General features: G+C 68.0%; 16 protein-coding genes. 2 read left to right on the forward strand and 14 right to left on the reverse strand.

Annotation, left to right across the window (positions count from 1 at the left end; translation table 11 throughout):
- Positions 1–78: 78 nt before the first annotated feature.
- From LuPra_RS27140 to LuPra_RS27160, 5 genes are all read right to left on the reverse strand, one after another.
- Positions 79–852, reverse strand: coding sequence for a hypothetical protein (locus LuPra_RS27140; RefSeq protein WP_110173662.1), 774 nt, complete (start codon positions 850–852; stop codon positions 79–81).
- A 114-nt stretch (positions 853–966) separates the two neighbouring features.
- Complete coding sequence (locus LuPra_RS27145) at positions 967–3,741, reverse strand: vitamin B12-dependent ribonucleotide reductase (RefSeq protein WP_110173663.1); 2,775 nt, start codon at positions 3,739–3,741, stop codon at positions 967–969.
- Positions 3,742–4,579: 838 nt separating this feature from the next.
- Positions 4,580–5,182: a hypothetical protein gene (locus tag LuPra_RS27150; protein ID WP_157899743.1), complete on the reverse strand. Its 603-nt coding sequence runs from the start codon at positions 5,180–5,182 to the stop codon at positions 4,580–4,582.
- A 17-nt stretch (positions 5,183–5,199) separates the two neighbouring features.
- On the reverse strand, positions 5,200–7,035 hold the full coding sequence (locus tag LuPra_RS27155) for an ATP-binding protein (protein ID WP_234800971.1): 1,836 nt from the start codon (positions 7,033–7,035) through the stop codon (positions 5,200–5,202).
- 13 nt (positions 7,036–7,048) lie between these two features.
- Positions 7,049–8,476 carry a sigma-54-dependent transcriptional regulator gene (locus LuPra_RS27160; RefSeq protein ID WP_234800578.1) on the reverse strand — a complete coding sequence of 476 codons (1,428 nt, stop codon included), beginning with the start codon at positions 8,474–8,476 and terminating at the stop codon, positions 7,049–7,051.
- A 17-nt stretch (positions 8,477–8,493) separates the two neighbouring features.
- Here LuPra_RS27160 and LuPra_RS27165 point away from each other — a divergent pair, with 17 nt between their 5' ends.
- The gene (locus tag LuPra_RS27165) at positions 8,494–9,321 is read left to right on the forward strand and encodes a CPBP family intramembrane glutamic endopeptidase (protein ID WP_110173666.1); all 828 of its coding nucleotides are present in this window, start codon (positions 8,494–8,496) and stop codon (positions 9,319–9,321) included.
- A gap of 90 nt (positions 9,322–9,411) precedes the next feature.
- Here the strand turns inward: LuPra_RS27165 and LuPra_RS27170 are convergent, their stop codons facing one another.
- On the reverse strand, positions 9,412–11,445 hold the full coding sequence (locus tag LuPra_RS27170) for an O-antigen ligase family protein (RefSeq protein WP_110173667.1): 2,034 nt from the start codon (positions 11,443–11,445) through the stop codon (positions 9,412–9,414).
- A complete protein-coding gene (locus tag LuPra_RS27175; RefSeq protein ID WP_157899744.1) occupies positions 11,442–12,098 on the reverse strand; it encodes a hypothetical protein in 657 nt (218 codons plus the stop codon). The genes LuPra_RS27170 and LuPra_RS27175 overlap by 4 nt, the downstream gene beginning before the upstream one ends.
- Between LuPra_RS27175 and LuPra_RS27180 the strand changes: the two genes are divergently transcribed.
- Entirely contained in the window at positions 12,079–12,765 is a 687-nt protein-coding gene (locus tag LuPra_RS27180) for a glycosyltransferase family 2 protein (protein ID WP_110173669.1), read from the forward strand. The genes LuPra_RS27175 and LuPra_RS27180 overlap by 20 nt on opposite strands.
- Positions 12,766–12,888: 123 nt before the next feature.
- Here LuPra_RS27180 and LuPra_RS27185 read toward each other — a convergent pair whose 3' ends face one another.
- From LuPra_RS27185 to LuPra_RS27215, 7 genes are all read right to left on the reverse strand, one after another.
- Complete coding sequence (locus LuPra_RS27185; RefSeq protein WP_110173670.1) at positions 12,889–15,843, reverse strand: POTRA domain-containing protein; 2,955 nt, start codon at positions 15,841–15,843, stop codon at positions 12,889–12,891.
- On the reverse strand, positions 15,843–19,997 hold the full coding sequence (locus LuPra_RS27190; RefSeq protein ID WP_110173671.1) for a translocation/assembly module TamB domain-containing protein: 4,155 nt from the start codon (positions 19,995–19,997) through the stop codon (positions 15,843–15,845). The genes LuPra_RS27185 and LuPra_RS27190 overlap by 1 nt, the downstream gene beginning before the upstream one ends.
- A 2-nt stretch (positions 19,998–19,999) precedes the next feature.
- Positions 20,000–20,506, reverse strand: a complete 507-nt coding sequence (locus tag LuPra_RS27195; RefSeq protein WP_110173672.1) for an acyl-CoA carboxylase biotin carboxyl carrier protein subunit — start codon at positions 20,504–20,506, stop codon at positions 20,000–20,002.
- A gap of 14 nt (positions 20,507–20,520) precedes the next feature.
- The gene (locus LuPra_RS27200) at positions 20,521–22,050 is read right to left on the reverse strand and encodes an acetyl-CoA carboxylase biotin carboxylase subunit (protein ID WP_234800579.1); all 1,530 of its coding nucleotides are present in this window, start codon (positions 22,048–22,050) and stop codon (positions 20,521–20,523) included.
- Between the two features lie 64 nt (positions 22,051–22,114).
- Positions 22,115–23,665, reverse strand: a complete 1,551-nt coding sequence (locus LuPra_RS27205) for an acyl-CoA carboxylase subunit beta (RefSeq protein WP_110173674.1) — start codon at positions 23,663–23,665, stop codon at positions 22,115–22,117.
- A 3-nt stretch (positions 23,666–23,668) separates the two neighbouring features.
- Positions 23,669–24,316: a fructose-6-phosphate aldolase gene (gene fsa, locus LuPra_RS27210; protein ID WP_110173675.1), complete on the reverse strand. Its 648-nt coding sequence runs from the start codon at positions 24,314–24,316 to the stop codon at positions 23,669–23,671.
- A gap of 56 nt (positions 24,317–24,372) precedes the next feature.
- Positions 24,373–25,119: a fumarylacetoacetate hydrolase family protein gene (locus LuPra_RS27215; RefSeq protein WP_110173676.1), complete on the reverse strand. Its 747-nt coding sequence runs from the start codon at positions 25,117–25,119 to the stop codon at positions 24,373–24,375.
- Positions 25,120–25,159: the final 40 nt, after the last annotated feature.

Genomic DNA, 25,159 nt, shown 5'->3' on the forward strand with positions numbered 1-25,159 from the left:
CGCTGAAGCGACTCGGCCGATCGTCACCCATTCCGACGGCCAACGAGCGACCGTTCACTCCCGACTCCCGACTCCCGATCACGGCACGATCCTGACCCCGAACACGATGCCCCAGGAATACGGCTTCTCACCATTGCGGCCAAAGCCCATGGTCGGCCGTACGTAAGCGCCCAGGTGCGTGAGCAGCATGTAGCCGACCTCGCCGCCAACATCACCGTAGGTGCGATCGTGCTCCAGGTCGAAGACCACCTGCGGCGTCGTCGCGATCCACGTCCGATCGGTGGCTCGCCACACGACCATCACGCCGACGAGCGAGTCCTTGTACGCCGGGGCGAAGTCGTCGCCGCCGATGCCAAACCGATAGCCGAAGAACGGTGCGAGCAGCACCCGGGGTGAGATCTGCCTGACGTACTGCGCGTACGGCATCAGCGTGTGCGTGCCGCCGTAGCCGACGCTCTCCGCCGTGGCCGTGTTCCATGTCGTACGCAACCCGGCGACCAGTCCGCTGCCCGTCGCCAGCCATGGCGTCCATTCCACGTCGGCGCCCACGTCGCCGAGGCCCGTTTCGGTCGTGCCCGTGAGATTCGAGATGCCGATCGGCAACAGACCGGCGAGGCGCACGCGCCGATGGAACAGCGGCACCGCGTGCCGATACGTGGTGGAGTTCAAGAACAGCGTGTCGAGTTCGACGTACGTGTTCGAGACGTCGATCTGCTGTTGCAGGTTGAGGGGATTGGTGCCGGTGCGGTCATCGGTCGGCGGTTGCTGCGGCGAGGCGCCGAACAGGCCCTGTGCGGCCGACGGCGTGGCGAGGCCAAGGATGAGCAGCACGATGGCGAAACGGCGGCGCATCCGGGCATCAATAGCACGGGCCGGGCGCTTTGTGCGCCCGGCCCGCCGGGAGTCCGGTACGTGGTCAGAACGGAGGGGGTGGCCACGACCAGGTCCGCTGCCTCCAAACGGTACTCAGCCGCAGCCGCTCGTCGTGCCGCAGTTGGCGCACTTGTAGCAAGCCCCGCTGCGCACCATGATCGAACCGCAGGTCGTGCAGGGCGGCGCGTCTTCCTGATTCTGCATCGACGCGAACTCGGCAGTGCCCCTGCTGCCCGCCGCTGCGGCAGCAATGGTGGCCGCCACGGCCGTGTTGGCCGGCGCCTCGACCGCAGCCGCGCCCGGATCCGGCATGTTCACGCCGGCGCGGTAGCGGGCCTCTGGCGACAGGAACTTGGTCGCCATCCAGCGGAACACGTAGTCGACGATCGACTTGGCGAACCGCACCTCCGGGTTGCGGGTCATGCCCGACGGCTCGAAGCGCGCGTGGCTGAACTTGTCGACGAGCACTTGCAGCGGCACGCCGTACTGCAACGCGTAAGAGATGGCCTGCGCGAAGGCGTCGGCAAAGCCCGAGATCGTCGAGCCCTCCTTCGCCATCACGAGGAAGATCTCGCCAGGCTGGCCGTCCTCGAAGAGCCCGACCGTGATGTAGCCCTCGTGCCCGGCGATGTCGAAGCGGTGGGTGATCGACGGACGCTCGTCGGGCAACCGGCGGCGCACCGGCTGCGGCACACCCGCGGCGACGGCCTCGGCAGACACCTGCTTGTCCTTCGAGGTGTTGAGCGGTTGCGTCCGCTTGCTGCCATCCCGGTAGATCGACACGGCCTTGGCGCCGAGGCGCCACGACTGCACGTAGGCTTCCTGAATCTCGTCGACGGTCGCGTCCTTGGGCACGTTCACCGTTTTGCTGATCGCGCCGGAGATGAACGGCTGCACGGCGCCCATCATCTTGATGTGGCCCATGTAGTGGATGGAGCGGTCGCCCTTGAGCGCCTTGAACGCACAGTCGAACACCGGCAGGTCGTCGGTGGTGATGTGCGGCGCGCCCTCGATCGTCTCGTGCTCGTCGATGTAGGCGACGATTTCCTTGATCTGCTGCGCGGAGTAGCCGAGCTTGTCGAGCGCCATCGGCACCGTGCCGTTGACGATCTTCATCAGCCCGCCGCCCACCAGCTTCTTGTACTTGACGAGCGCGATGTCCGGCTCGACGCCGGTGGTGTCGCAATCCATCATGAAGCCGATGGTGCCGGTCGGCGCGAGCACCGTGGCCTGCGCATTGCGGAAGCCGTGCTGCTCGCCGATGTCGACCGCGTCGTCCCACGCCGCGCGGGCCCCGTCGAAGAGGTCCTTCGGCACGTTGGTGCGATCGATGGCCTTGATCGCGTTGCGATGCTTGCGCATCACGCGCAGGAACGGCTCGCGATTCTTCTCGTAGCCTTCGAACGGACCGCCGTGGTCACGCGCCACGCGCGCCGACTGGGCATACGCCTCGCCGGTCATGACGGCGGTGATCGCCGCCGCCATGTCACGGCCGCCGTCGCTGTCGTACGGCAGGCCGCGCGACATCAGCAGGGCGCCGAGGTTCGCATAGCCGAGCCCGAGCGGCCGGTAGGCGTGGCTGTTGCGTTCGATCGGCTTGGTCGGATAGCTCGCGTTGTCGACGATGATCTCCTGCGCGGTGATCAGCACGCGGCAGGCCGCGCGGAAGGCCTCGACGTCGAACTCGCCACGCTCGTCGACGAACTTCATCAGGTTGATCGACGCCAGGTTGCACGCCGAGTCGTCGAGGAACATGTACTCCGAGCACGGGTTGCTCGCGTTGATGCGGGCCGTGTTCGGGCAGGTGTGCCAGTCGTTGACGGTCGTGTCGAACTGCATGCCCGGGTCGCCGCAGATGTGCGTCGCCTCGGCGATCTGGTGCATCAGGCCGCGCGCCTTGTAGGTCGCCATCGCCGACCCGTCGCGGACCGCGTGCGTCGTCCAGTCCTTGTCGTCCAGCACCGCGCGCATGAAGTCGTCGGTGACGCGGACGCTGTTGTTGCTGTTCTGGAAGAACACCGAGGCGTACGCCGGGCCGGTGAACGAGCCGTCGTAGCCGGCGTCGATGAGCGCCCAGGCCTTCTTCTCTTCCTCGACCTTGCAGTTGATGAACTCGACGACGTCGGGGTGATCGGCATTGAGGATGACCATCTTCGCCGCGCGGCGCGTCTTGCCGCCCGACTTGATGACGCCCGCAAACGCGTCGAAGCCCTTCATGAACGACACCGGCCCGGAGGCCGTGCCGCCGCCCGCGAGCAGTTCCTCCGAGGAACGGATCGCCGACAGGTTGGAGCCCGTGCCCGAGCCGTACTTGAACAGCATGCCCTCGGTCTTGGCGAGGGTGAGGATCGACTCCATCGTGTCCTGCACGGCGTTGATGAAGCACGCCGAGCACTGCGGGTGGGGTTCGATGCCGCAGTTGAACCAGACGGGACTGTTGAAGGCGGCCTTCTGGAAGACGAGCAGGTGCTTCAGGTCGTCACTGAAGGCCTGCAGGTCGTCCTCGCTCGCGAAGTACTTCTGTGTGCGCGCCCAGCCGGTGATGGTATCCACCACGCGCCCGATCAACTGCCGCACGGAGCGCTCGCGCTCCGGTGTGCCGACGGTGCCGCGGAAGTACTTCGAGACGACGATGTTGGTGGCCTGCTGCGACCACGACTTCGGCATCTCGACGTCGCGCTGCTCGAACACGACGTGGCCCTTCTCATTGCCGATGATCGCCGAGCGGATTTCCCATTCCACCGCGTCGAACGGGTCGACCCCGTCGCGCGTGAAGAACCTGGGGAACTCCAGGCCCGGCGCCGTCACGGCATCAGCGGCGCCAGTCGATTGGCCGAGGACGCTCTCGACCGACTGTGCAGACTGCATTCCCTTCCTCCTCATGCCGGCACGAACCTTCCCCCGGGTCGGCGCACGGCGATGTCTATGTCAAACCCACTGGCCCTGAGTCACCGAGGGCTGCTCACATGAACGACGATACCGCGCCAGCCCGCATGACGGGGCGTGCCGCGTGCGGCACGTCTTGGGGCGCAAACCATCGACCATGTGGGAGGCGTGATCCGTCCTGCGGCTAACCCTCAATCATGGTGACTCAGGGGCCTGTCGCTCCGAGTGGCTGGGTGCTCTCGGGTAGGGCGGACTTCGGCGCTTCGGAGAGCCACTATGCTCCCGTCACAGGGGGTTGTCAACGGGAATTTACACCACATCTTGTGCGTCCTCTAGTGGTGCCACCCAATATACAGGCCAACGACCGAATACGCCGCAAGGTCTTCCACCATCGTCACTTACAGCCGTCGGATGGTCGCGGCAGGCCCACCGAGCGAACCGCCAGGCGGCCCCACATCCATGCCTATCACTGGCCGCAGCCCAACGTTCGATACGTCGTGAGGCGAGGGCGGGAGACCGGATGCGCCGGTCTCCCGCGGGGTGTTGCGGGTCTCAGGAGGATGGTGCTCCTTGCGGAGCGGGGTACCTCTTACCAGAGCAAGGCGGATGCCATCGCAGAATCAGCCGCGCGCGACCTGAATGCGAGCAATTGCCACCGCCGCACCCCGCCGGTTCCGGATGACCTTCGTGCCCGAGCACCCAACAAACGGGCACCTGTAGGCGACCACTACACCGCAGGAACTCGTCGCGAAACGGGAAACCGGGAGTCGGGAGTCAGGAGTCGGGAGTCGGGAGTCGCCGCTGCGTTGACGGGGCCTGGTCAGCGACTCAGGCCCTTCGCCAGTGTTTCGGCCTTGTCGGCCAGGTAGGACGCCAGCACGTAGTTGCGCTCGACGAGCGCCTGCAGCGCCTGCTCGACGAAGCGGCGGGCCGTCTCATGCTGCTGGCGGGCCTGCTGGCCGAGGGTCGTGGCGTTCACGCGGTCCAGCAACTGCGTCGCCCGGCCGAGGACGTCCTTGGTCCGTTTCTCGGCATTGCTCTCGTCGGCCGTCTGGGGCGTCCGTAGCAGCGGTCCCGGGGCCGGCGCGGCCTCCGGTGCGGCAGTTGCCGGCGCATCGGTCCCCGACTCCGCACGACCGGCCTCGGCCGGCTTCGGCGCTTCGGGACGGGCCGCTATCGACCTCGCGCGAGACGGACGCGTGGCGGGTGCCGGCCGCTCCACCGTCGTCGATTCGACAGGGGCCACGGGCTCCGGCGGCGTCGAAATCACGCGTGCCGGTGGCGGCGGCACGTCGAGCGCCACGACAGCCGGAACGGCAACCGGCTTGGTCCGCGCGCACCCGGCGCCGGCCACCAGGCACACGACGGCGGAGGCGAGGGCTCGCCGGTAGCGGCGCCATGCGGTCAGGCTGGTGCGTCTCAACGTTCCCCCTCTCATCGTCATGCGCGGGGCAACCGCATCCGGAACGACGCGCCACGGCCCGGAGTGGACTCGACTTCGATCGTGCCGTCGTGCAACTGCACCGTGCGATACACCATGGACAGCCCCAGGCCGCTGCCCTGCTCGCGGGTCGTGAAATACAGGTCGAAGATCCGGCTCAGGTGCTCGGGCTTGATGCCGATGCCACTGTCGACAACGTCGATCTGCACCTGCTGCTCTTCGACCGATCGCGCCCGCAGCGCGAGCGTGCCGCCCGATGGCATCGCGTCGATCGCATTGAGCGCGAGGTTGAGCAGGGCCTGCCGCACCATCGCGCGATCCACCTGGATGGCCACGCCGTGGTGCGCCTCAAGTTCGACGACGATACCCTGCTGTTCGGCCTGCGGCCGGACGACGTCGACGATGTCCTGAAGCAGCGCCGCCACGGACACGGGCTGGAGCTGCAGCTCTTCGGGACGGCTGAACCGGAGGAAACCCTGCACGACCTGGTCGAGCCGGCGAATCTCCTCGCCGATGATCGACACGTGGCTCATCAGGCCCTCGGGTGGCGGCGGGTCGGCGCCACCGGCCCCTGCGCCTACCGGGACGACGGCGCGACGGCCCAGCTTCTGCCGCAGCAACTCGAGGTGGATCGTCATCGCGTTCAGCGGATTCTTGACCTCGTGCGCGACGCCGGCCAGCAGCCGGTTGAGCGACGACAGTTTCCGCGAATAGCGCAGCATCGTCTGCAGCTGTGAAAGGGCGCCGACGTTGCGCGCCACGAGCATCACGCCGACGAATCCGCGCGCCTGGTCGGCGATGGGATGGGCCATCAACTGCTGCTGGCTGCCCGCCTCGCCGTCCTCGCCGGGGAGATCGGCAATCAGGGGTCCGCGCGACGCGCGCACCGACAAGGCCTGCTCCACGAGCACACGACACGGGTGCGCTTCGGGCACGGCCGTGGCAAGGGCCACGCCTGGTTCCAGCGCCGGCAGCAGTGCCTTCATGGCGGCGTTGACGAACGCCACGTCACCAGTCGTGCCGACGATGGCGACCGCGTCCTCGAGCCGCTCGACGACCGACTCGGCCCGGCGGGCCTGCTCGACCAGCTGTGATCGGATCGTCGAGACAGATTGGCTGAGGGCGTTGAACGACGTGCCGAGATCCTTGAAGTCCTCGTCCGGCAGGTCGAGGTGCACATCTTCCTCGCCTTCGCGCAGACGGGCGATGCCGCTCTGCAACACATGGATGGGCCGCAGGAAACGCCGGGCCATCAACCACGACACGCCGGTGGCGAGGATGATCGCCGCGCCTGCAACGATGGCGATCGGCTTGAGGGCTGACTTGAGGCCTGCCCAGATCAGCACCGTCGAGACGCCGATGCGGATCGACCCGAAGCGCTCATCGCCGAGCAACAGCGGCTGTGTCACCTCGTAGCTGCGCTGCTCCCACACGCCGCGCAGCTGCGTGAACGGCCCGCCCTGCAACAGCTGCTCGAGCGAGGCCTGGGCGGGAACGACAGTGCCTTCGAGCGTGGGCGAGCTGTGGACGAGTGCCCGGTCGCGCACGTCGGTGATGGTGGCGTAGGTGACGTTCTCGGCAAAGCCGATCGCCGACAGCAGGATCGCCCGCAACCCGGGGTCGGCCTGCAGGTCTGCTGCCGCCGATTCGCGGCTGCGGACGAGCGTGAAGGCGCGTTGGTAGGTGGCGTTGGCCAGCATGCGTCCACGCAGTTCGCTCTCGGCCAGCAATGCCTGCGCCTGCGCCGTCAGGTACACCACGCTGAGCGCGATCACCGTCAATGCGACGATGCACGTGACGCCGAGCGCCTGCCGGGTCTGGTAGCTCAGACGCATGCGCCGCACGCGATCAGTCAGAGGACTGATCGCGCCCCTTCATGCGATTGAGCTTGTTGTGCAGGGTCTTGAGGCTGATGCCCAGCAGATCGGCGGCCCGCGTCTTGTTCTGGCCGGTGTGGGCGAGGGTGATCTCGATGAGGCGCATCTCGGCCTCGTCGACCGTCGTGCCGGGCGAGAGCGTGATCTGGTGCCGCTCACTGGCGCTGGACTGCGGCAGCGAGAGCTCGGGCGGCAACTGTGCCGCCTCGATGAACTCGCCGGGCGCCAGGATCGTGGCGCGCTCGATGACATTGCGCAGCTCGCGCACGTTGCCCGGCCAGTGGTACTGCTCGAGCAGGCCGAGCGCCTCCTGCGACACGCCTTTGACGTCCTTGCCGTTGCGGCCACTGAACTCGCCGATGAACGACTGCACGAGCAGCGGGATGTCCTCACGCCGCGCCCGCAACGGCGGCAGTTCGATCGAGAACACGTTGAGGCGGTAGTAGAGGTCCTCGCGGAGCTTGCCGCGCTGCACCGCGTCGAGCGGATTGACGTTGGTCGCAGCGATGATCCGGACGTCGACGTTCTGCTCGGTGCGGCCACCAAGGCGCCGGAACGTGCGCTCCTGCAGCACGCGCAGCAGCTTGACCTGCGTGACGGGCACCATTTCCGCGATTTCGTCGAGAAACAGCGTACCGCGGTGCGCGAGCTCGAAACAGCCGAGCCGCCGCTCGACCGCGCCCGTGAACGCGCCCTTTTCGTGGCCGAAGATCTCGCTCTCGAGCAGCGTCTCCGGAATGGCCGCGCAGTTGATGGCGATGTAGGGCTGGTTGACACGATCACTGAGCTGGTGGATCGTCTGCGCCACGAGTTCCTTGCCCGTGCCCGACTCGCCCCAGATCAGGACGGACGCGCCGGTGGGCGCCGCCTGCTCGATCGTCCGATAGAGCCTGCGGATGGCCGGCGTGTTGCCGATGATCCGGCCAAAGCTGCCCTGGTCGCGCAGTTGTCGCCGCAGGACGCGAACTTCACGCCGGGTAGCCTGCCGCTCGACCGCCTTGGCCAGCAGGATCTGGAGCCGATGCGGATCGACTGGCTTGGTCAGGTAGTCGTAGGCGCCGTCACGAATCGCCTCGACGGCGGTCTCCACCGTGCCTTGTGCGGTGAGGATCACGACGCACAGATCGGTCAGCTGGTCCTGAAGGGCGCGCAGGAGGCCGAGGCCGTCCATGCGCGGCATCACCAGGTCCGTCAGGACGATGCCCGGACGGAACGTCGTGACCTTCTGGAGGGCCTCCTCGCCGTCAGAGGCATCCTCGGCCACGTACCCCCATGCCCGAATGAGTTCGGTGAGCCCGATCCGCGCGGCGCGGTCGTCCTCGACCACGAGCACCCGCTCACCGGTGGGCTGGTCCTGCAACGGATCCGGTTGACGAGAGAATTCGATGGCACTGGACACACGACAACCTTTCGAAGATGCAGAGGTGGCGCCAGGGCGCGCTCCCACAGCGTAACATCTACATGGTGAGCGCTCCGGACGCCTTCGACACGCCACCTCAGCCTTTGGAGGCGCCGGCGCCAGACATGCCCCGCGTGTCGCGCGCCCTGTCGATTCTCGAAGTACTGTTGTGCTCGGGCTTCCCGACGCAGTTGCTGATCGGCGGGCTGCTGATCGGCCTCGGCCTGCGCGTGACGTCCTCCGACGCCCTGCCCTTCCGCTTCATCGTCGCGGTCTCCCTGCTGGACACGCTGGCCATCGTGCTGCTGGTCGTGCTCTTCCTGCGGCTGCGCGGCGAAGATGCCTCGCGAGTGCTGCTCGGGGCCGGGTCGGTCTGGCGCGAGGTCCGGCGCGGTCTCGCCTACCTTCCTCTCGTGTTCGGGCTGGTGATTGCCCTGGGCAGCATCGTGCAGTCGTTGGCCCCGTGGATGCACAACGTGCCGGAGAACCCGCTGCAGGCGATGCTGACCTCGCCGTGGCGCGTCGGGATCTTCGCGCTGGTCGTCGTCCTCGCCGGCGGGGTGCGCGAGGAAGTGCAACGCGGCTTCATCCTGCACCGGTTCGACCGCGACCTGGGCGGCGCTCGCCTCGGCCTTGCGCTGTTCAGCATCGCCTTCGGCCTGGGCCATTTGACCCAGGGCCTGGACGCCGCGCTCATCACGGGCATGCTCGGCCTGCTCTGGGGCGTCATGTACCTCAGACGCCGCAGCGTCGTGGCGCCGGCGATCTCGCACTCGCTGTTCAACCTGATCGAGATCGCGCTGTATCAGTACGCCTCGAAGCACGGCCTGCTGCCACCAACCTAACGCTTGATGCTTGAGGCTTGAGGCTTGGTACGCCCTCAACCCCCTTCACCCTTCGAGCGTCAGGCATCAAGCGTCATTAAGCGTTAGGCGTTACTGATACCCCCACTCGCCTATGACCACGCCAAGCACGCGTGCGTCGCCGGGAGCGGACCAGGTCGGCGTGACGCGCAGGCGGATGGCATGCCATCCCCGGGCCGGTTGCGGAGGCAGATGATAGTCGAGCATGATCCACGGCCCCGACGGCAGTTGCTGCAGGTCGGCCGGACGATCGTCCACCGTCACGTCGAGGCGCTGGATCTGCGGAGACAGGTTGCGGATGGGGATGCGCACACGCCGCGCGTTCTTGGGTACGTAGAGCACCGCGTCGCCCGTGCTCCAGCGGTACGTCTCTCCACGCGAGCCCACCTGATCGGCGTGCAGCCCTTCGTGCGGCGGCGTCACCATCACGGCCTGTGTACCGATCCAGCCGGTGCGAAGCGGCCAACTGACGATCGTTGCCAGGAGCACGAGGCCGGCGACCAGACGCCACGCCCGCGGTGGCGGTGGCGCGCCGAGCGTGGCAACCGCGGCGCAGATCGTGCCCACCACGACGTCTTCGCGCAAGAGGATGCGATCGCCCGTCAGCATCGTCAGGGTGTAGCCCACGAGGCCGCCAACGACGCCCGCCACCGGCCACGTCGCGACGTGGCGTGGCACGAGATTGCCCGGAACCCGCACGCCGAACACGACGGCGGCCATCATCAGCAGGAATGCCGCCAGGCCGAGGAGGCCGAGTTCGCTCGTGACCAGCAGGTAGGTATTGTGCGGCGACAGGTGGGCGTCGTGCGGCAATGTCTCGATGCCGAGTTTCGCGCGCAGCCGCTCGAAGTCCCGTGGCGCCGCCCCCAGACCCTGCCCGACGAGCGGATGTTCCCCGATCATGGCGATTGCCACCCGCCACACCGCAATGCGCCCCTTGGCGATGGCCTCGGGAGGCTGGCGCAGGTTGAAGGTGTAGAGCCATGTGTGCAGGTAGGTCGTCTGCTGCTCGTGACGCACGTTGAGTAGGGTGCCGATGGTGATCAGGCCGAGAAGCGTCACCAGGAGCAGGATCGCCGTTGCACGCACGGCACGCCGGAAGTGCCGGCGTACCAGCGGGACCGGATCGATCTCGTCGAGACCGGCACGCAGCGCCACCATCGCCATGGCGAGCAGGCCTGCCGCGAGGGATGCCAGGCCGGCACGCCCCGCCGTCATCACCATCGCCATGAGCACGAGACCGGTACCGGCGCTCCATGACGCGCGTCGCCACCCCGCCGATCGCATCGCCAGTCCCGCGAGCACGGGACCGACCAGCGCGTAGAACGCGGCCAGGGCATTCGGGTCGGTGTACGTGGCGTTGATGCGAAGGATGCCGGCGTCGAACACGAGCCACGCCGTCTGCAGCCCGAGCCCCGTCCTTGCCTGCCACAAGCCGAAGAGCGCCGTCAGGATCGCCGCAGTCGCCGCAGCGCGCAGTATTCGCTCCCGCGTGGCGCGCGTGGCCGCCCACCCGACGATGAGCGCGCAGGCGAGCCCGTCCACCAGCACCGTCCAGGTCGGCAGCGCGCCCGACTCGAGCAGGTGATCGCCCTCGAAGATGTATGAGGGCACACGGGCACGAACCAGTCGCCCCACGTGCTGGAGGTCGGCTCCCCGCCACGGCTCGGGCGTGAGGGCCACGAGCAGCGATACCGTGGCGACGCCGACGACGACCGCCCAGCCCGACGCCATGCTGTTGCGTACGCCGCGCTGCCCGAGCAGGCGCCGCGCCATCCAGGGAATGGCCTGCGTGGCGACCACGAGGTGAACCACGCCGGGCGGCACGGCTGGCACCAGCGACGGCCAGACTGGCAGTAGCGGCACGACGCCGATCAACACCGCCGGTGACCACGCGGGGCGCACGACCGCGATCGCGACCAGTAAGAGCAGCACGATCCGCACCGTGCCCGGAACAGCCGGCGAGACGAGGATCGACCAGCCCGGTCCTGCCAGGTACGCTGCCAGCAGCGGCAGCAGGGCCAGGCGCCTGGCCGCCTCACCCCACACGCCAGTCGGGCCGTGATCGAGCGTGGGCAGGGGCGCGGCCGCGGCGGGCGGCGTCAACGCCCACCCGCGATCTGCACCGACGTGCGCTCGCGTATGCCGGCCAGCCAGTCGGCCACGAGCGCCGCCCGGCGAGCCTCCACGATCCGACGGCGTGCCTCACGCAGTTGGTCGGGGGAGGGCTCGCGGGCACCCTCGCGAACGGCGGCCGCCGCGACCTCGACGTCGGTGGGCTGTGCGGGTGCCGTGAAGCGCTGGTCGACGTACACCTCCATGCGCAGGTCGTCGGCCACCCACTCACGGGCCTCGAGCTCGGTGAGGCCGAGGGACTGGAGCGCGAGCGTGAACGCGCCGGGTCCGCCGGCCCGCTGACGGGCCCGGTCGAGCCGCTCCTCGACCAAGGCCGGCATGGGAGCGACGACCGCGAGGCGCTCGACCTCGATGTGCATCAGTTCACGGGTGACCAGGCGCTCCACGCCGTCGGCCGACGTCCCCCCGGCGGGCACCGATCCGAGCAGGCGGGCCGCCTCGACGTCGCGCCATGTCAGGGCCTGTTCACCGACGATCGCGACGAGGCGATCAACGAGCACGGGCTGGGGCGGCGGCGGAGGGGCGAGCCTGCTCGCGCCAGCGGCGCCGGAGGTCAGCGCGGCCAGATATACTGTCGCGGCCGCGCGGCGGCCCCATCTCTCGATGAAACTGACGGTCGTCATTCCGGTCTACAACGAGGCCCACACGCTGCTGCACCTGATCGATCGGGTACAGGAAGTGGACGTGGACAAGGACATCATCCTCGTGGACGACTGCTCCACGGACGGCACGCGTAACCTGCTGCGTTCGACGACTTTCCCCGCCAACGTCCGCGTTTTGTACCACGAACGCAACCAGGGCAAGGGCGCCGCGCTCCGCACCGGCTTCGCGGCCGCCACCGGCGATGTCGTGCTGATCCAGGACGCCGACCTCGAGTACGACCCGCGTGAGTACTTGAAGCTGCTCGAGCCGATCGCGGAAGGCCGCGCCGACGTGGTCTTCGGCTCGAGGTTCGCGGGCGGCGAGACCCATCGCGTGCTGTACTTCTGGCACTTCATGGGCAACAAGTTCCTCACCCTCTGCTCCAACGCGTTCACCAACCTCAACCTCACCGACATGGAGACCTGCTACAAGGTCTTCCGCCGCGAGGTGCTGCAGCAGATCACCGTCGAGGAGAACCGCTTCGGGTTCGAGCCCGAAATCACCGCGAAGATCGCGAAGCTGCGGGTCCGCATCTACGAGGTCGGCATCTCCTACGATGGCCGGACCTACGAAGAGGGCAAGAAGATCGGCTGGAAGGACGGCGTCCGGGCACTCTGGTGCATCGTCAAGTACAACTGGTTCCGCTGAATCGCGACTCCATACGTTCGGCCTTCGTCATTCGGCCGTCGGCCTTCGAGCTTGGTCCTTCAGCGTTCGGCGTTCAACGTTCAACGTTCGGCGTTCAACGTTCGGCGTTCGTCAGTGGGCTCCCTAGAACGCTTGTCCCACCGTGATGTGTAACGCCGTTCTCCCTTCCTTCGTGCCGTTGGCAAACGTCAGCCTGTTCATCTTGAACCCCAGGTCGACGCGAATCGGGCCGATCGGCGACAGGTAGCGCACGCCGAAGCCGGCCGCCCCGCGGATCTCCGCGATGTCGAGATTGGAGACGCGCTGGAACACGTTGCCCGCGTCGACGAACCCCGCCGCGATCAGGCCCTTCCATACCGGCACGCGCACTTCGGTGTTGAAGATCAGCAGGCCGTTGCCACCCGTCGGCAGGCCGTTCCGATCCAGCGTGGCGGGCTCGCCGAGCCGGTCCTGCGCAAAGCCGCGCACGGTGTTGTCACCGCCGGCGAAGAACCGTTCCGCCGCCGGCAGGTCGGTCACGACATCGACGAGCGGTTGGCCATCGGGCCCATACAGCGGTTGACCGTCATCGCCGAGTCGGACGATCTCTCGTGGCAACCCGCGCGCGAGACCGACCCTGGCGCCGCCAGCGATGACGATGCGACGAGGACCCGCCAGGCGCCGGTACAGGAATCCCTGCAGCAGGGTCTTGCCGAAGCCTACCTCGGAGCCGATCGCGCGTCCGGCGAGTTCACCATCGACGGCGACGAACGTGCCCTTGCCAGGGTCCAGTGGGTCATCGCGGGTGTCGCGAATCACCGAGTTGGTGACCGACGAGATCCGCACCTGCGGGAACAGGCGGTCGACATTGAGCTGATCCTCGAGGGCGATACGTGCATCGAAGATGTCGGTGCGGCCAAACCCGTACCGCGCCACGAAGGTGAGGTGCTCGCCGAACAGCCGCGACCAATCCACGCGTGCCTGCTGTCTCCGGAAACTGAAACTCGACCGAACCGCCTGTTCCACGAACGCCGCGATGTCCAGGTTGGCGCTGTCCAGGAAAGCGCGCGGCTCGCGCCACGCGCCCAGCACGCGGTACTCGTTGAGCGCGAGGCCGCTGCCGTCGCGTTCGGGATCGTTCGGGAAGTCCCGTGGCCGCACGCTGGCCCGTACGAAAAGACTGACGGCGCGGTTCTTCCCCCACAGGTTGCGTCGTCCCGCCTCGAAGAACCCTCGCGCTGCGAACTCGAAGTTCTCCTCGACGGCGCCGGTGTCGCCGACTGAACGCAGGCGTTGCCCGCCCTGCAGCCCCGCGCCGTACCCCACCGTGGTGACCGGCGCTTCCTCGACCGTGATGACGACGTCGCGCGAGCCGGCGTTGGCCTGACCCATGTCGACAATCCGGACGCTGCGGAAGAGGCCCAGGGCCGTGAGGCGCCGCTGGCTCTCGAACACCCGACTCAGACCGTAGGGTTGCCCCCCGACGATGCGAAGTTCGCGACGGATGGTGTCCTCGCTGGTGCGGACGTTGCCGACCACGAGGATGCGATCGACGATCGTCTGACGCCCCTCGACGAGGACGAACGTCACGCCGATGGCACCGGTAGCGGCACCGTTGTCCAGTCGCGCCTCGATTTGCGCCTGGCGATATCCCTCGTCCAGGTAACGGCGCAGTACGGCTTCGCGGCTCGCCACGACCGCGGCGGACGAAAAGGGCTGGCCGGGCGACAGCGTCAGCGCCGTCCGCAACGCGGCCTCGTCGAGCGCCTGCACGCCCTCGAACGTGATGCGTGAGACCGTTGCACGCGTGCCCTCGGTGACCCGAAGGCGAATCTCCAGGTCACCCGGCACGTCAGGTGAGAGCGAGGGCGCACTCACGTCGACGAGTGCCTGCTCGACGCGCACCGCCGGAAAGCCGCTGTTCTGGTACAGCTGCGTGATCGACGCGATGCCCGCCGCCAGTACCGACGGCACGAACGGATCATCGGGTTGGATCGCGACGCGCTGGCGAAGGGACGCCTCGGGCAGCGCCTGTGCGCCGCCGATCAGCACCGACCGGACGCGGTACACGCGGCCGCGCGCGATCGTGAACACGACTTCCAGGCCGGTCGCCGTCTGCCGCCGCGAGTAGGAGACACGCGCACGCCAGTAGCCCCGCTCCTGCAACCACTCGGTGATGCGGTTGCGCGAGTCTTCCAGCAGGTCCTCGTCCACGCTCGCCTCTTCGCGTACGGGCACGAGCTCGCGCCGCGCCGCCTCCGGCAGCGAGTCGCCTTCGAAGGTGAGCACCACCAGGGGGCCGCGCGTGACATCCACGGTGAGGTCGATCGCCGTCGATGCCTGACCCGGCTCGGGCGTGGTGCGCACCACCGCTTCGTAGTAGCCCGACGCACGCAGGCGAGACGTGTACCGCCGCACCGCCTCGTCCATGGCATCACGGTCGTACGGCATGCCCGACGTGAACCCCAGCGCCCGGATCGCCGCGGCCTGCTCGGGGGCCGGGATACCGGTGATGGCGAGGCGCGCCACCTGCCAACGCGTGCCTGGATCACCCGTGACGACGAGCGTCACGATCTCGCGGCGGCTGGTGGGATCCAGGCGCGTGCCGATCTGCGGGCGCAGGTAACCGCGGGCGCCGAGCACGTCCTGCACGGCGGCCACGGCGTCGCCGGTTTCCGAGATGAGTGCGGCGCTCCCGATGCGCTCACGAATGGCCCGCAGGATGGCCGTGTCGAACGGTTTCAGTGCGCCCTCGACTCGAACGTCTTCAATCCGCTGCGCCGACGTGAGCTGGACGATGACCGCCACGCCGCCGGGCGCGGGTTCGGCGAGGAGATCGACGGTCGCGAACCGTTGCAAGTGGACGAGATGCTCGATCGACGAGCGGACCTGTGATGGATCCAGGGGACGCCCGACGACGACGTCCAGCAGCGCCGGGAGCGACGGATCTGGCGACCGTACACCGTCCACTTCGACGCGGATCGCCGTCACGGGCTGCCCTCGCACATCGGCCACCTGCGTCGTCGCCGGCTGCGCGGACAGCGCCGCGCACGCGCAAAGCGAGAGGATCACGACCAGGCCGCCCACCGTGGTCCGCATCAGAACACGTGCCGGACGCGGACGTCGATCGCGTAGGTGTCGTCCTCGTTCTGCGACACGATCCACGACAGGCGATCGTTCTGCGTGAACTCGAGGAGGATCAGCTGGTCGCGCTGCTCCGACGTGAGCAGCTGCGCGAAGGTCAGGTAGAGCCGCTCGCTGATGCGCTTGCCGATGGTCAGGCGCGCCCCCGGGCTCAGGCGCGACGACTGCTGGCCGATGTTGACGAGCGATGGCGTGATCTGCACGGAGTCGACTCCGAGCGCCTGCTCTGCGACGCGGCTGACGTTCTCCGAGATGGGGCTTGCAAGGAGCCTCGCGGCCCGCGCGGCGATGAGGTCCTGCTCGGTCTGGTTGGGCGCGCGCAGCGCCCGCAGCTCCGCATTGACCGGATCGCGCACGTCGCCGAAGAGCAGCGCCATGATGTCGACGGCGTTGAGAGGCGGATCGGAAGACAGGTCGAACACGAAACGGTCCGGCGTGCCGGAGACCCTGAAAGTGACGTTGTAGATCTGGCCCGGGACCTGCGCCCGCGTCTCGGCCTCGATGTCGAAGAAGGGCTCGATGCGCGTCGGGTTGGAGAAGTCGATCACACCGCGCCGCACGTTGTATCGCTTGCCTTCGAAGAACACCTCGCCGCGCTCCACCTCTGCACGCCCGAACAGCTGCGGGCGATCGTACGTGCCTCGCAGCGTGAGGTCAGCACTCGAGACGAGGCGCGCGGTGTTGTTCTCGATCCGCAATGTCGACGGCGCTGTCACCCGCAGGTCGTACCGCAACGGATAGCTCGCCGCGGTCGTGGCTGCCGCCGTGGTCGTCAGGCCACCTGCGGCCAGTCCGAAGACGCCTGTGCCGCTCGTGTCGATGGAGCGCGTCAGGACGGCATCGCGCACGTTCACGGTGCCGCTCAGCGTCGGCTGGGCAAGGGGCCCACGCAGCGCCAGTTGCGCGTCGATGATGGACCGGAAGCCTTCCGGATACCGGATGCGCATTTCGTAGCCCGTCGCGGTCACGTTGAACTCGCTCGGGCTGACACCCGTGAACGTGACCCGCCCGCCGAATCGCACCGGACCGCCCCCGAGTCGTGCGGTCACACCTTCGAGCGAGGCGCCGCCGGTATCGAAGTGCACGGTGCCGTTGATGGCCTCGAGCGAGTGCGGGAGGCCGGCATAGCGGAGACGCCCGTCGCTGATCAGCGCGCTGCCTCCGACGACCGGCGACCGCCATGGACCGCTGATCTCGGCCGACACCTCCGCGCCGCCAGACGCCCGCACGTCCGACAGGAAGCCCTGCAACAGGCCGAGATTGGCGTCGCCGAGCATGCGGATGCTCATTCGCTCGGTCCCGAGATCGAGGTCGCCCACCACGTCGAGCCTGGTGCCCTCACCAATCAGCCGCATGCGATCGATCTGCAGTCGATCCTGGCCGAGCGCCAGGCGGACCGGCCCGTCGTTGCGAATCTGGTAGTCGATGAGCCGCAGGCGCACCGCGTCGAGGCGCAGATCGCCCTTGAGGCGCGCCGAATCGTTGAACGGCCCGACCACGTGCAGCATGCCGGAACCGACCATCGACGTGAACGGCGAGAAGGTCGGACTGAACACGCGGATGTACGGATCGAGGGACGTGTCGACGAAGGTCAGCGTGATGTCGCTGTCGGCGTCGTCATCGAACGGCATGCGGCCGGTGCCCGAGACCGCCAGGCGAGACGACGCCATTTCGAGCGCGTCGATGTACATCTGCCGATCGCGAATCGACAGTTGCGCGGTGACCTGGCCGATGCCCTCGTCGCCGACGTACAGGTCGTCGATCGACGCGCGCACGTCGTAGCGCGGTGCCTGGAACGTCGCGTCGCCTTCCGCCACCATGCGCAGCCTGCCCGTGAGGGGCACGCCTTCCCACGTGAGGGCATGGACGCTGGCCACGGGGATGCCCTGGCCCTCCACCTTGAACCGATACGTGCCGGCCCAGGCGACGTAGGCAGTTCCGTTCACATGGCCGGCGGACTTGGTGATGACGATGTCGTCGAGGAACACCCCGAGGCCATCGAAACGAAGCGCGGACGTGGCGGTGTCGAAGGACTCGTCGTAGCCGACGCCGTTCTCTATCCGCAGCCGTCCGAACCCCATCGGCCCGCGGTAATCACCCTGCAGCTGGAAATCGCCCGAGAGCGGGCCGTCGACCGGATAGTCGTCGAGGACGAACGCATGCCGCAGGTCGCGCAGCGGCCAGCCGGACATCTGGATGCGGGCGCGAATCTCCTCGCCGCCATCGCGCCTCGGGAAGCCGAGCGAGAAGCGGCCCTGTACGCGCATGCGGGCATCGCCACTGTCGATTTCGGCATCGGCAATGTCGACATAGCTGTTCTCGACGACCAGCGAGGTGCGGGCAGTCCCCCAGTTCACGTCCCAGCCGCGCAGGTTGCGGCCGGCGAATTGCCCTTCGATGTGCGGGGCCCGGAAGCGACCGGTCATCGTGCCGTCGAACGTGCCCGAGCCGCCGACGACGACAGGACGGGTGCGCGCACCGGCGGCGGTCATGATGCCGGCCAGCAGCTTGTCGCTCTCCTGCCAGTCGCGGCTGGTCACGTGGAAGTCGAAGTTCGATGACTCGAGGGCCTCGGTGCGGCCGCTGAACTCGACGTAGGTCTCGGGCGTGGCCGCGTAGCTGCGTGCGACGTCGATGCGGCCACCCTCGTAGCGGTAGTGCAGGTCGGCGACGATCGGCAGCCGCCCGAGCGGCGCATCCCTGTCGATCAGCGGCGTGGGCAGTGGCGGTGCACCGGTCAGGTCGATCAGCTCGCGCCCCTGCATGCGCTGGCCGTCCGGTGCGTTGACCACGACCTCGCCATCGCCTGTGCGCAGGTCGAACCGCCCCGACGGGAAGTCCAGCAGGTGCCGGCCGTCGGCCCGCCCGGCGACCTCCATGCCCTCGAGCCCGATGACGCGTGACACCGCGGCGACGTCCACGCCCGTGTAGCGGGCGTCGAGGCGCTGATGCGCCGGTGTCGGCGCACCAAGCGGCGCGAACTTGTAATTGAGGTCGAGCTGCCCTCCGGCAAACGCCATGCGCGATTCGATGACCTCGAACTTGTCGCGCGTCCAGAGCAGCGATCCACGGACGTCGTCGAAGTCGAATCGGGTCAGCCGGGTGCGTGCGCTCTGGAAGCGGCCCCTCAGCTCACGGAATCCCTTCCCGAGGGCGAAGCGGCCCGAGAACTGCCCGGTGCCCTGCAGGAGGAAGTCCCGGTTGGCGAAGAAGAGCGCGCGCATCCGCGCGAAGTCGATCGTCGATCGCTCGACGTCGTACACCTGCTCGGGCCAGTTGGCGACGTTGACGTTGCCCCGAATCCGCGATGTCGAGCCGTCGGCCTGCAGGTCGATGCGCGGTAGCAGGACCCGGCCACCGTCGATGACGAACCCCGTCTGCATGTGTGCCCACATGGGTTCGTACTTCATGATCGCGATCACGCCGTCGCGGAACTTCGCGGTACCCCGGTACTTGTCGCTCTTCGCGATGCTGAGCTCGAGGTTGCGCGCGTCGACGCTCCACGGCATGCCGTAATCGGTGTAGTGAACGCGTCCGCGCGTGCCCGTGAACTGGCGCACGGTGGTCACGAACCGCTTCTTGCCGCCGGACTGAGGGAGGGTGAGCTTCGGGAAGTTGTGCCGACCGCCGGGAAACTGCTCGATCGTCATCGTCCAGTCGCTCATCGAGACGTCCTGGATCACGAGCTCACCGAACACGATCGACCACCAGGGCATCCCGATCGTGATCCGTTCGGCGACGAAGAACGGCGCGTCGGACGGCGTCAAGCCGTCGATGCGCAGCCGCTCGACGATGAATTGGCCACGCAGGAGGCGAACCGACAACCCGCCGATATGCAGTGGGCGTTGCAGGCGCTTGCTGCCTTCACGCTCGGCGAGTCCACGCAGGCTGGGCCCGAGGTCGATCGCAAGCACCGACACGAGCGCTGCCGCGACCGTCGCGATGAGGAGCGCGGAGGCCCGCTTGCTCAGGTGCAATGCGAGGCGCCGCTTGCGGCCCCGTACTCGGGGGCTCGGACGCGGCGACGTGCTCGTGTCGCCGGGCGCCGGGGCCTCGTCAGGGACCGGCGGCTCCGGATCGGGTGGCGTGCTGGTCGGCTCGTCGGGCACGCTCACTCCAGGACCACGAGCGGGCGGCCGGCCTCGACCGACATGCCTTCCTGCACGAGCACTTCCCGCACGGTGCCGGCCCGTCCCGCCGAGAGTGCGTTCTCCATCTTCATGGCTTCGATGACCACGACCGGCTGGCGCGCCTCCACCGTGTCGCCAGGACGGACAGCGACGCGAACCACCTTGCCCGGCATCGGCGCGATGATGCGCAGGGGCCCGTCGACAGCGCCACTGCCCGATGCGCCCCGCCGCACGCGCGTCGAGACCACCGTGGGCACGCGGATCCCCTGCACGTGCACGGTCCGGTGGCCTGGCATCGCCTCCGTTTCGACGACGACATCGTGCATCGAGCCGTCAGGCAGGCGCAGGCTGAGGCGACCCTGCCCCAGGTCCCGCACGTCGCACGTCAGGACGGCCTCATCGAGGTGCACGTCGACGGTGTCGGGCGCCGAACCCGAAGTGATCGTGACCTGCCGGACCCGTCCGTCCTGCTCGATGTGAAGCCGCATGGACACGCAGAATTCTACTTTCTGAGCGCGGCACGCCTCGCGGCTGCCGCCCAGCCCGAGCGTACCGGCGCCCCGGCCTGCGTTGCGGGGGTGTGAGCTGCCCGGCGAGCTGCCAGGAACGACGAGGACGCCGTGGCGAGCAGCGCCGTCTGGTTGTGCGCGGCCGTGGCCTGGACGAACGGCTGCCCGTCGCGACGCTCGAGTTCGGCATCGAGCATGGTGGTGTCGAGCTCGCCGCTCACGAACGACGGCTGCTCGAGCATCCACCTGAAGAACGGCAGCGTCGTCGGAATGCCGCCGACGTGATACTCGGCAAGTGCGCGCAACATCCGGTGGCGCGCCTGTTCGCGGTCGCCACCCCATGCCACGAGCTTCGAGATCATCGAGTCGTAGTAGATCGGGACTTCGAAACCCACCTCGACACCGCTGTCGTCACGGATGCCGGGACCGCCGGGCACCGTCAATGAAGTGATCCGCCCGGGATGAGGCATGAAGCGCTGATCCGGATCCTCGGCGTAGACGCGGCACTCGATCGCGTGTCCACGCGGCGTGAGCGCCTCGTCTTGCGTCACCGTGAGGCGCTCGCCGCGGGCGATGCGGATCTGCCATTGCACCAGGTCGACGCCGGTCACCATCTCCGTCACCGGATGCTCCACCTGCAGCCGGGTGTTCATCTCCAGGAAATAGAACGCGTCGTCGGCATCCACCAGGAACTCGATGGTGCCGGCGTTGGTGTAACCGGCGGCGCGAGCAACCGACGCGGCCGCTTCGGCCATGCGATGGCGCAGCGCCAGCGACATGCGGGGCGCGGGCGATTCCTCGATCACCTTCTGATGGCGGCGCTGCACGGAGCACTCGCGCTCCACGAACGGGAGCACGGTGCCATGCTGGTCGGCGAGCAGCTGGATTTCGACGTGGCGCGGCCGCGCGACACGGCGCTCGAAGTACACGGCCGCGTCGCCGAATGCACCGAGCGCCTCGGACCTGGCGCGCCGGACGGCATCGAGCAGGGTGTCGCGGCTGCGCACCTCGCGCATGCCCTTGCCGCCGCCGCCGGCGACGGCCTTCACCATCAACGGGTACCCGACGGCATCGGCGAGGCGCTGGACCTCGGCATCGCACACGTCGGGGCCGATCGGTGTCTCGGTGCCGGGCACGACCGGTGCTCCCGCGGCCATCGCGCACGCCCGCGCGGCGGTCTTGCTGCCCATGCGGGCGATCACCTCGGGAGAGGGACCGATGAACGTGACACCGGCATCGACACACGCCTGCGCGAAGTCCTCGTTCTCGGCGAGGAAGCCGTAACCGGGATGCACGGCGTCGACGCCGGCGTGCCGGGCGATCTCGAGGATCTTGTCGATGCGGAGGTACGTGTCGGCAGGAGCATTGCCGACGAGCGGGAACGCCCTGTCCGCGTAGCGTACGTGGCGCGCCTCGCGATCGACGTCCGAGTAGATCGCGACCGTGCCGATCCCCATCTCGCGGCAGGCACGCATGATGCGCACGGCGATCTCGCCACGGTTCGCGATCAGGATGGTCTTCATCGGGCGGCCTTCGACATTCCGGCATTCCGGCATCGCGGCATTCGCTGTGAGCCTGATGTCCGGCTCACAGCGGTATGTTGCCGTGCTTCTTGGCCGGCATCGTCTCGCGCTTGGTCTGCAGGCGATCCAGGGCGTGGCAGATGCGCTGCCTCGTGAGGCGCGGCGCAATGACCTCGTCGAGGAATCCACGCGTCGCTGCCACGTAGGGGTTCGCGAACGCGTCCCTGAACTCCTGCGCCTTGGCGCCCCGCGCCGCTACCGGATCGGGCGCGGCCTCGATCTCGCGTTTGTAGAGGATGTTGACCGCACCCTCGGGCCCCATGACCGCGAGTTCTGCCGTCGGCCAGGCGAGGTTGACGTCGGTGCGCAGGTGCTTGCTCGACATCACGCAGTACGCGCCGCCATAGGCCTTGCGCGTGATCACCGTGATCTTCGGCACGGTCGCCTCGGCATACGCGTACAGCAGTTTGGCGCCATGGCGGATGATGCCACCGAACTCCTGGACGGTGCCGGGCAGGAAGCCGGGAACGTCCTCGAAAGTCACCAGGGGCAGATTGAAGGCATCGCAGAAGCGCACGAAGCGCGCGGCCTTGACCGAAGCATCGATGTCGAGCGTGCCTGCCAGGTGGGCTGGCTGGTTCGCGACGACTCCGACGGGGCGTCCGCCCATCCGCGCGAAGCCGACGATGATGTTCCTGGCGTAGTGCTGCTGGACCTCGAGAAACACGCCCTCGTCGACGACCGCCACGATCACGTCGTGCATGTCGTACGGCTGGTTGGGGGACTCGGGCACGATCGCGTCGAGTTCGGGCACCTCCCGGTCGGCCGGGTCGGCCGAGGCGACGAACGGCGGATCGTCGATGTTGTTCGACGGCAGGTACGAGAGCAGTTCGCGGACGAGCGCAAGCGCGGCCTCGTCGTCGTGCACGGCGAAATGCGCCACTCCACTGCGCGCGTTGTGCGTCATCGCGCCGCCGAGGTCCTCCTTGCTGACGTCTTCGTGCGTGACGGTGCGAATCACGTCTGGTCCGGTCACGAACATGTAGCTCGTGTGCTCGGCCATGATCGTGAAGTCGGTGATCGCCGGCGAGTACACCGCACCGCCGGCGCACGGCCCGAGGATCGCCGACACCTGCGGCACGACCCCGGAGGCGAGCGTGTTGCGCAGGAAGATGTCGGCGTAGCCGGCAAGTGACGCGACCCCTTCCTGGATCCGCGCCCCGCCGGAGTCGTTCAGGCCGACGATGGGGGCGCCGACCTTCAGCGCCTGGTCCATCACCTTGCAGATCTTCGCGGCGTTGGTTTCCGAGAGCGACCCGCCGAAGACCGTGAAGTCCTGCGCAAACGCGTACACGACGCGGCCGTCGATCCGGCCGCTGCCACAGACGACGCCGTCGCCGGGAATCTGCTGTGCCTCCATGCCGAAGTCCCGGCACCGGTGGACGACGAGCTTGTCCACTTCCTCGAAGGTGCCCGGATCGAACAGCCGCTCGACGCGCTCGCGCGCGGTCAGCTTGCCGGACTGGTGCTGGCGGGCAATGCGATCGGCGCCGCCGCCGATCGCTGCGCGCTGCTCGAGCGCGGCCAGGCGCGCCGACGGGCTCTCATGCGACATGGGCTATTTCTGCTGCGCTTTCTCCCAGTCCTTCAGGAACCGCTCGAGGCCGATGTCGGTGAGCGGATGCTTGAAGAGTGCCTCGATGACCGACGGCGGGCACGTGCAGATGTCGGCCCCCAGTTTGGCGGCCTCGACGATGTGCAGCGGGCCACGCGTGCTCGCCACGAGTACCTGCGTCGTGTACTCGTAGTTGTCGTAGATCTCGACGATGTCCTCGATCAGGTCCATCCCGACGTGTGCGATGTCGTCGAGGCGGCCGACAAACGGGCTCACGAAGTACGCACCGACCTTGGCCGCAATCAGCGCCTGCGCCGCCGAGAACACGAGCGTGACGTTGACCCGCGTGCCCTCTTCGGTGAGCGTCTTGCACGCCCGCACGCCGGCCTGCGTGAACGGCACCTTGACGACGATGTGCTCGGAGATCTTGCGCAGTTCGCGGCCCTCGCGCAGCATCCCGTCGTACTCGGTGGACACGACCTCCCCGCTGACGGGGCCATGGACGATGTCGCAGATCTCCTTGAGGATGTCGCGGGGGTCCCGCGTCTCCTTCGCCATCAGCGAGGGGTTGGTGGTGACGCCGTCGATGATGCCAAGCGCGTGCAGCCGCTTGATGTCGGCGATGTTGCCTGTGTCGACGAAGAACTTCATGTGACCTTGCCTCCTGATCGGCCGGGCTTGGAGAGCCGGCCCTACCGTCGTTCTCGCTAGCGACCCGCGACGATCGGGTTGCGCAATTCCCCGATGCCCTGCACACGCACGACGAACTCGTCGCCGGGGTGCAGCGGTCCGATGCCCGCGGGTGTGCCGGTCGACACGATGTCGCCCGGCAGCAGCGTCATGATGCGCGAGATGTACGCGATCAATGTTGCCACGGGAAAGATCAGCTCGCGGGTGCTGGACTGCTGTCGTACCTCGCCGTTGAGCCGGCCCGTGATTTCGAGGTCGTCGGCCGACAGGCCCGTGGTGATACAGGGACCGAGCGGCGCGAACGTGTCGAACCCCTTCGCCCGCGTGTAGCGCCCGTCCTTCTTCTGCAGGTCGCGAGCGGTGACGTCGTTCATGCACGTCAACCCGAGCACATGCGACAGCGCGTCGGCCTCGGACACCTTCGTGGCGCGCCGGCCGATCACCACCGCCACCTCCGACTCGTAGTCGACGCGGCCCACGCCCTCGGGCAGTTCGATCGCCTCGCCGGGGTTGACGATGGCGCTCGAGGGCTTGAGGAAGATCAGAGGCTCGGCGGGCAGCGGCTTGCCCTGCTCGGCGGCGTGATCCTTGTAGTTGAGGCCGATGCAGACGATCTTCGATGGCACCACCGGCGCGAGCACGACCGTCGGAGCGTCGACTGCCACGCCACGGCGCCAGTCGCCGAAGGGATCGCCGTCGAGGGCGTGATGCGCCCCGTCGTCTTCCACCACGTAGCCGATCGGTGTCCTGTAGATGTTTGCCATGGTCTCCTGACGAAGGCAGGCTGCGGGCTGCAGGCTGCCT

This window comes from Luteitalea pratensis, assembly GCF_001618865.1.
GTDB classification, from domain to species: domain Bacteria; phylum Acidobacteriota; class Vicinamibacteria; order Vicinamibacterales; family Vicinamibacteraceae; genus Luteitalea; species Luteitalea pratensis.

Coding starts and splice junctions, on each gene's coding strand:
- LuPra_RS27140 (WP_110173662.1), bottom strand. CDS start 852: ATGCGCCGCCGTTTCGCCATCGTGCTGCTCATCCTTGGCCTCGCCACG.
- LuPra_RS27145 (WP_110173663.1), bottom strand. CDS start 3,741: ATGCAGTCTGCACAGTCGGTCGAGAGCGTCCTCGGCCAATCGACTGGC.
- LuPra_RS27155 (WP_234800971.1), bottom strand. CDS start 7,035: ATGCGTCTGAGCTACCAGACCCGGCAGGCGCTCGGCGTCACGTGCATC.
- LuPra_RS27165 (WP_110173666.1), top strand. CDS start 8,494: ATGCAGAGGTGGCGCCAGGGCGCGCTCCCACAGCGTAACATCTACATG.
- LuPra_RS27180 (WP_110173669.1), top strand. CDS start 12,079: ATGAAACTGACGGTCGTCATTCCGGTCTACAACGAGGCCCACACGCTG.
- LuPra_RS27175 (WP_157899744.1), bottom strand. CDS start 12,098: ATGACGACCGTCAGTTTCATCGAGAGATGGGGCCGCCGCGCGGCCGCG.
- LuPra_RS27185 (WP_110173670.1), bottom strand. CDS start 15,843: ATGCGGACCACGGTGGGCGGCCTGGTCGTGATCCTCTCGCTTTGCGCG.
- LuPra_RS27195 (WP_110173672.1), bottom strand. CDS start 20,506: ATGCGGCTTCACATCGAGCAGGACGGACGGGTCCGGCAGGTCACGATC.
- LuPra_RS27200 (WP_234800579.1), bottom strand. CDS start 22,050: ATGAAGACCATCCTGATCGCGAACCGTGGCGAGATCGCCGTGCGCATC.
- LuPra_RS27205 (WP_110173674.1), bottom strand. CDS start 23,665: ATGTCGCATGAGAGCCCGTCGGCGCGCCTGGCCGCGCTCGAGCAGCGC.
- fsa (WP_110173675.1), bottom strand. CDS start 24,316: ATGAAGTTCTTCGTCGACACAGGCAACATCGCCGACATCAAGCGGCTG.
- LuPra_RS27215 (WP_110173676.1), bottom strand. CDS start 25,119: ATGGCAAACATCTACAGGACACCGATCGGCTACGTGGTGGAAGACGAC.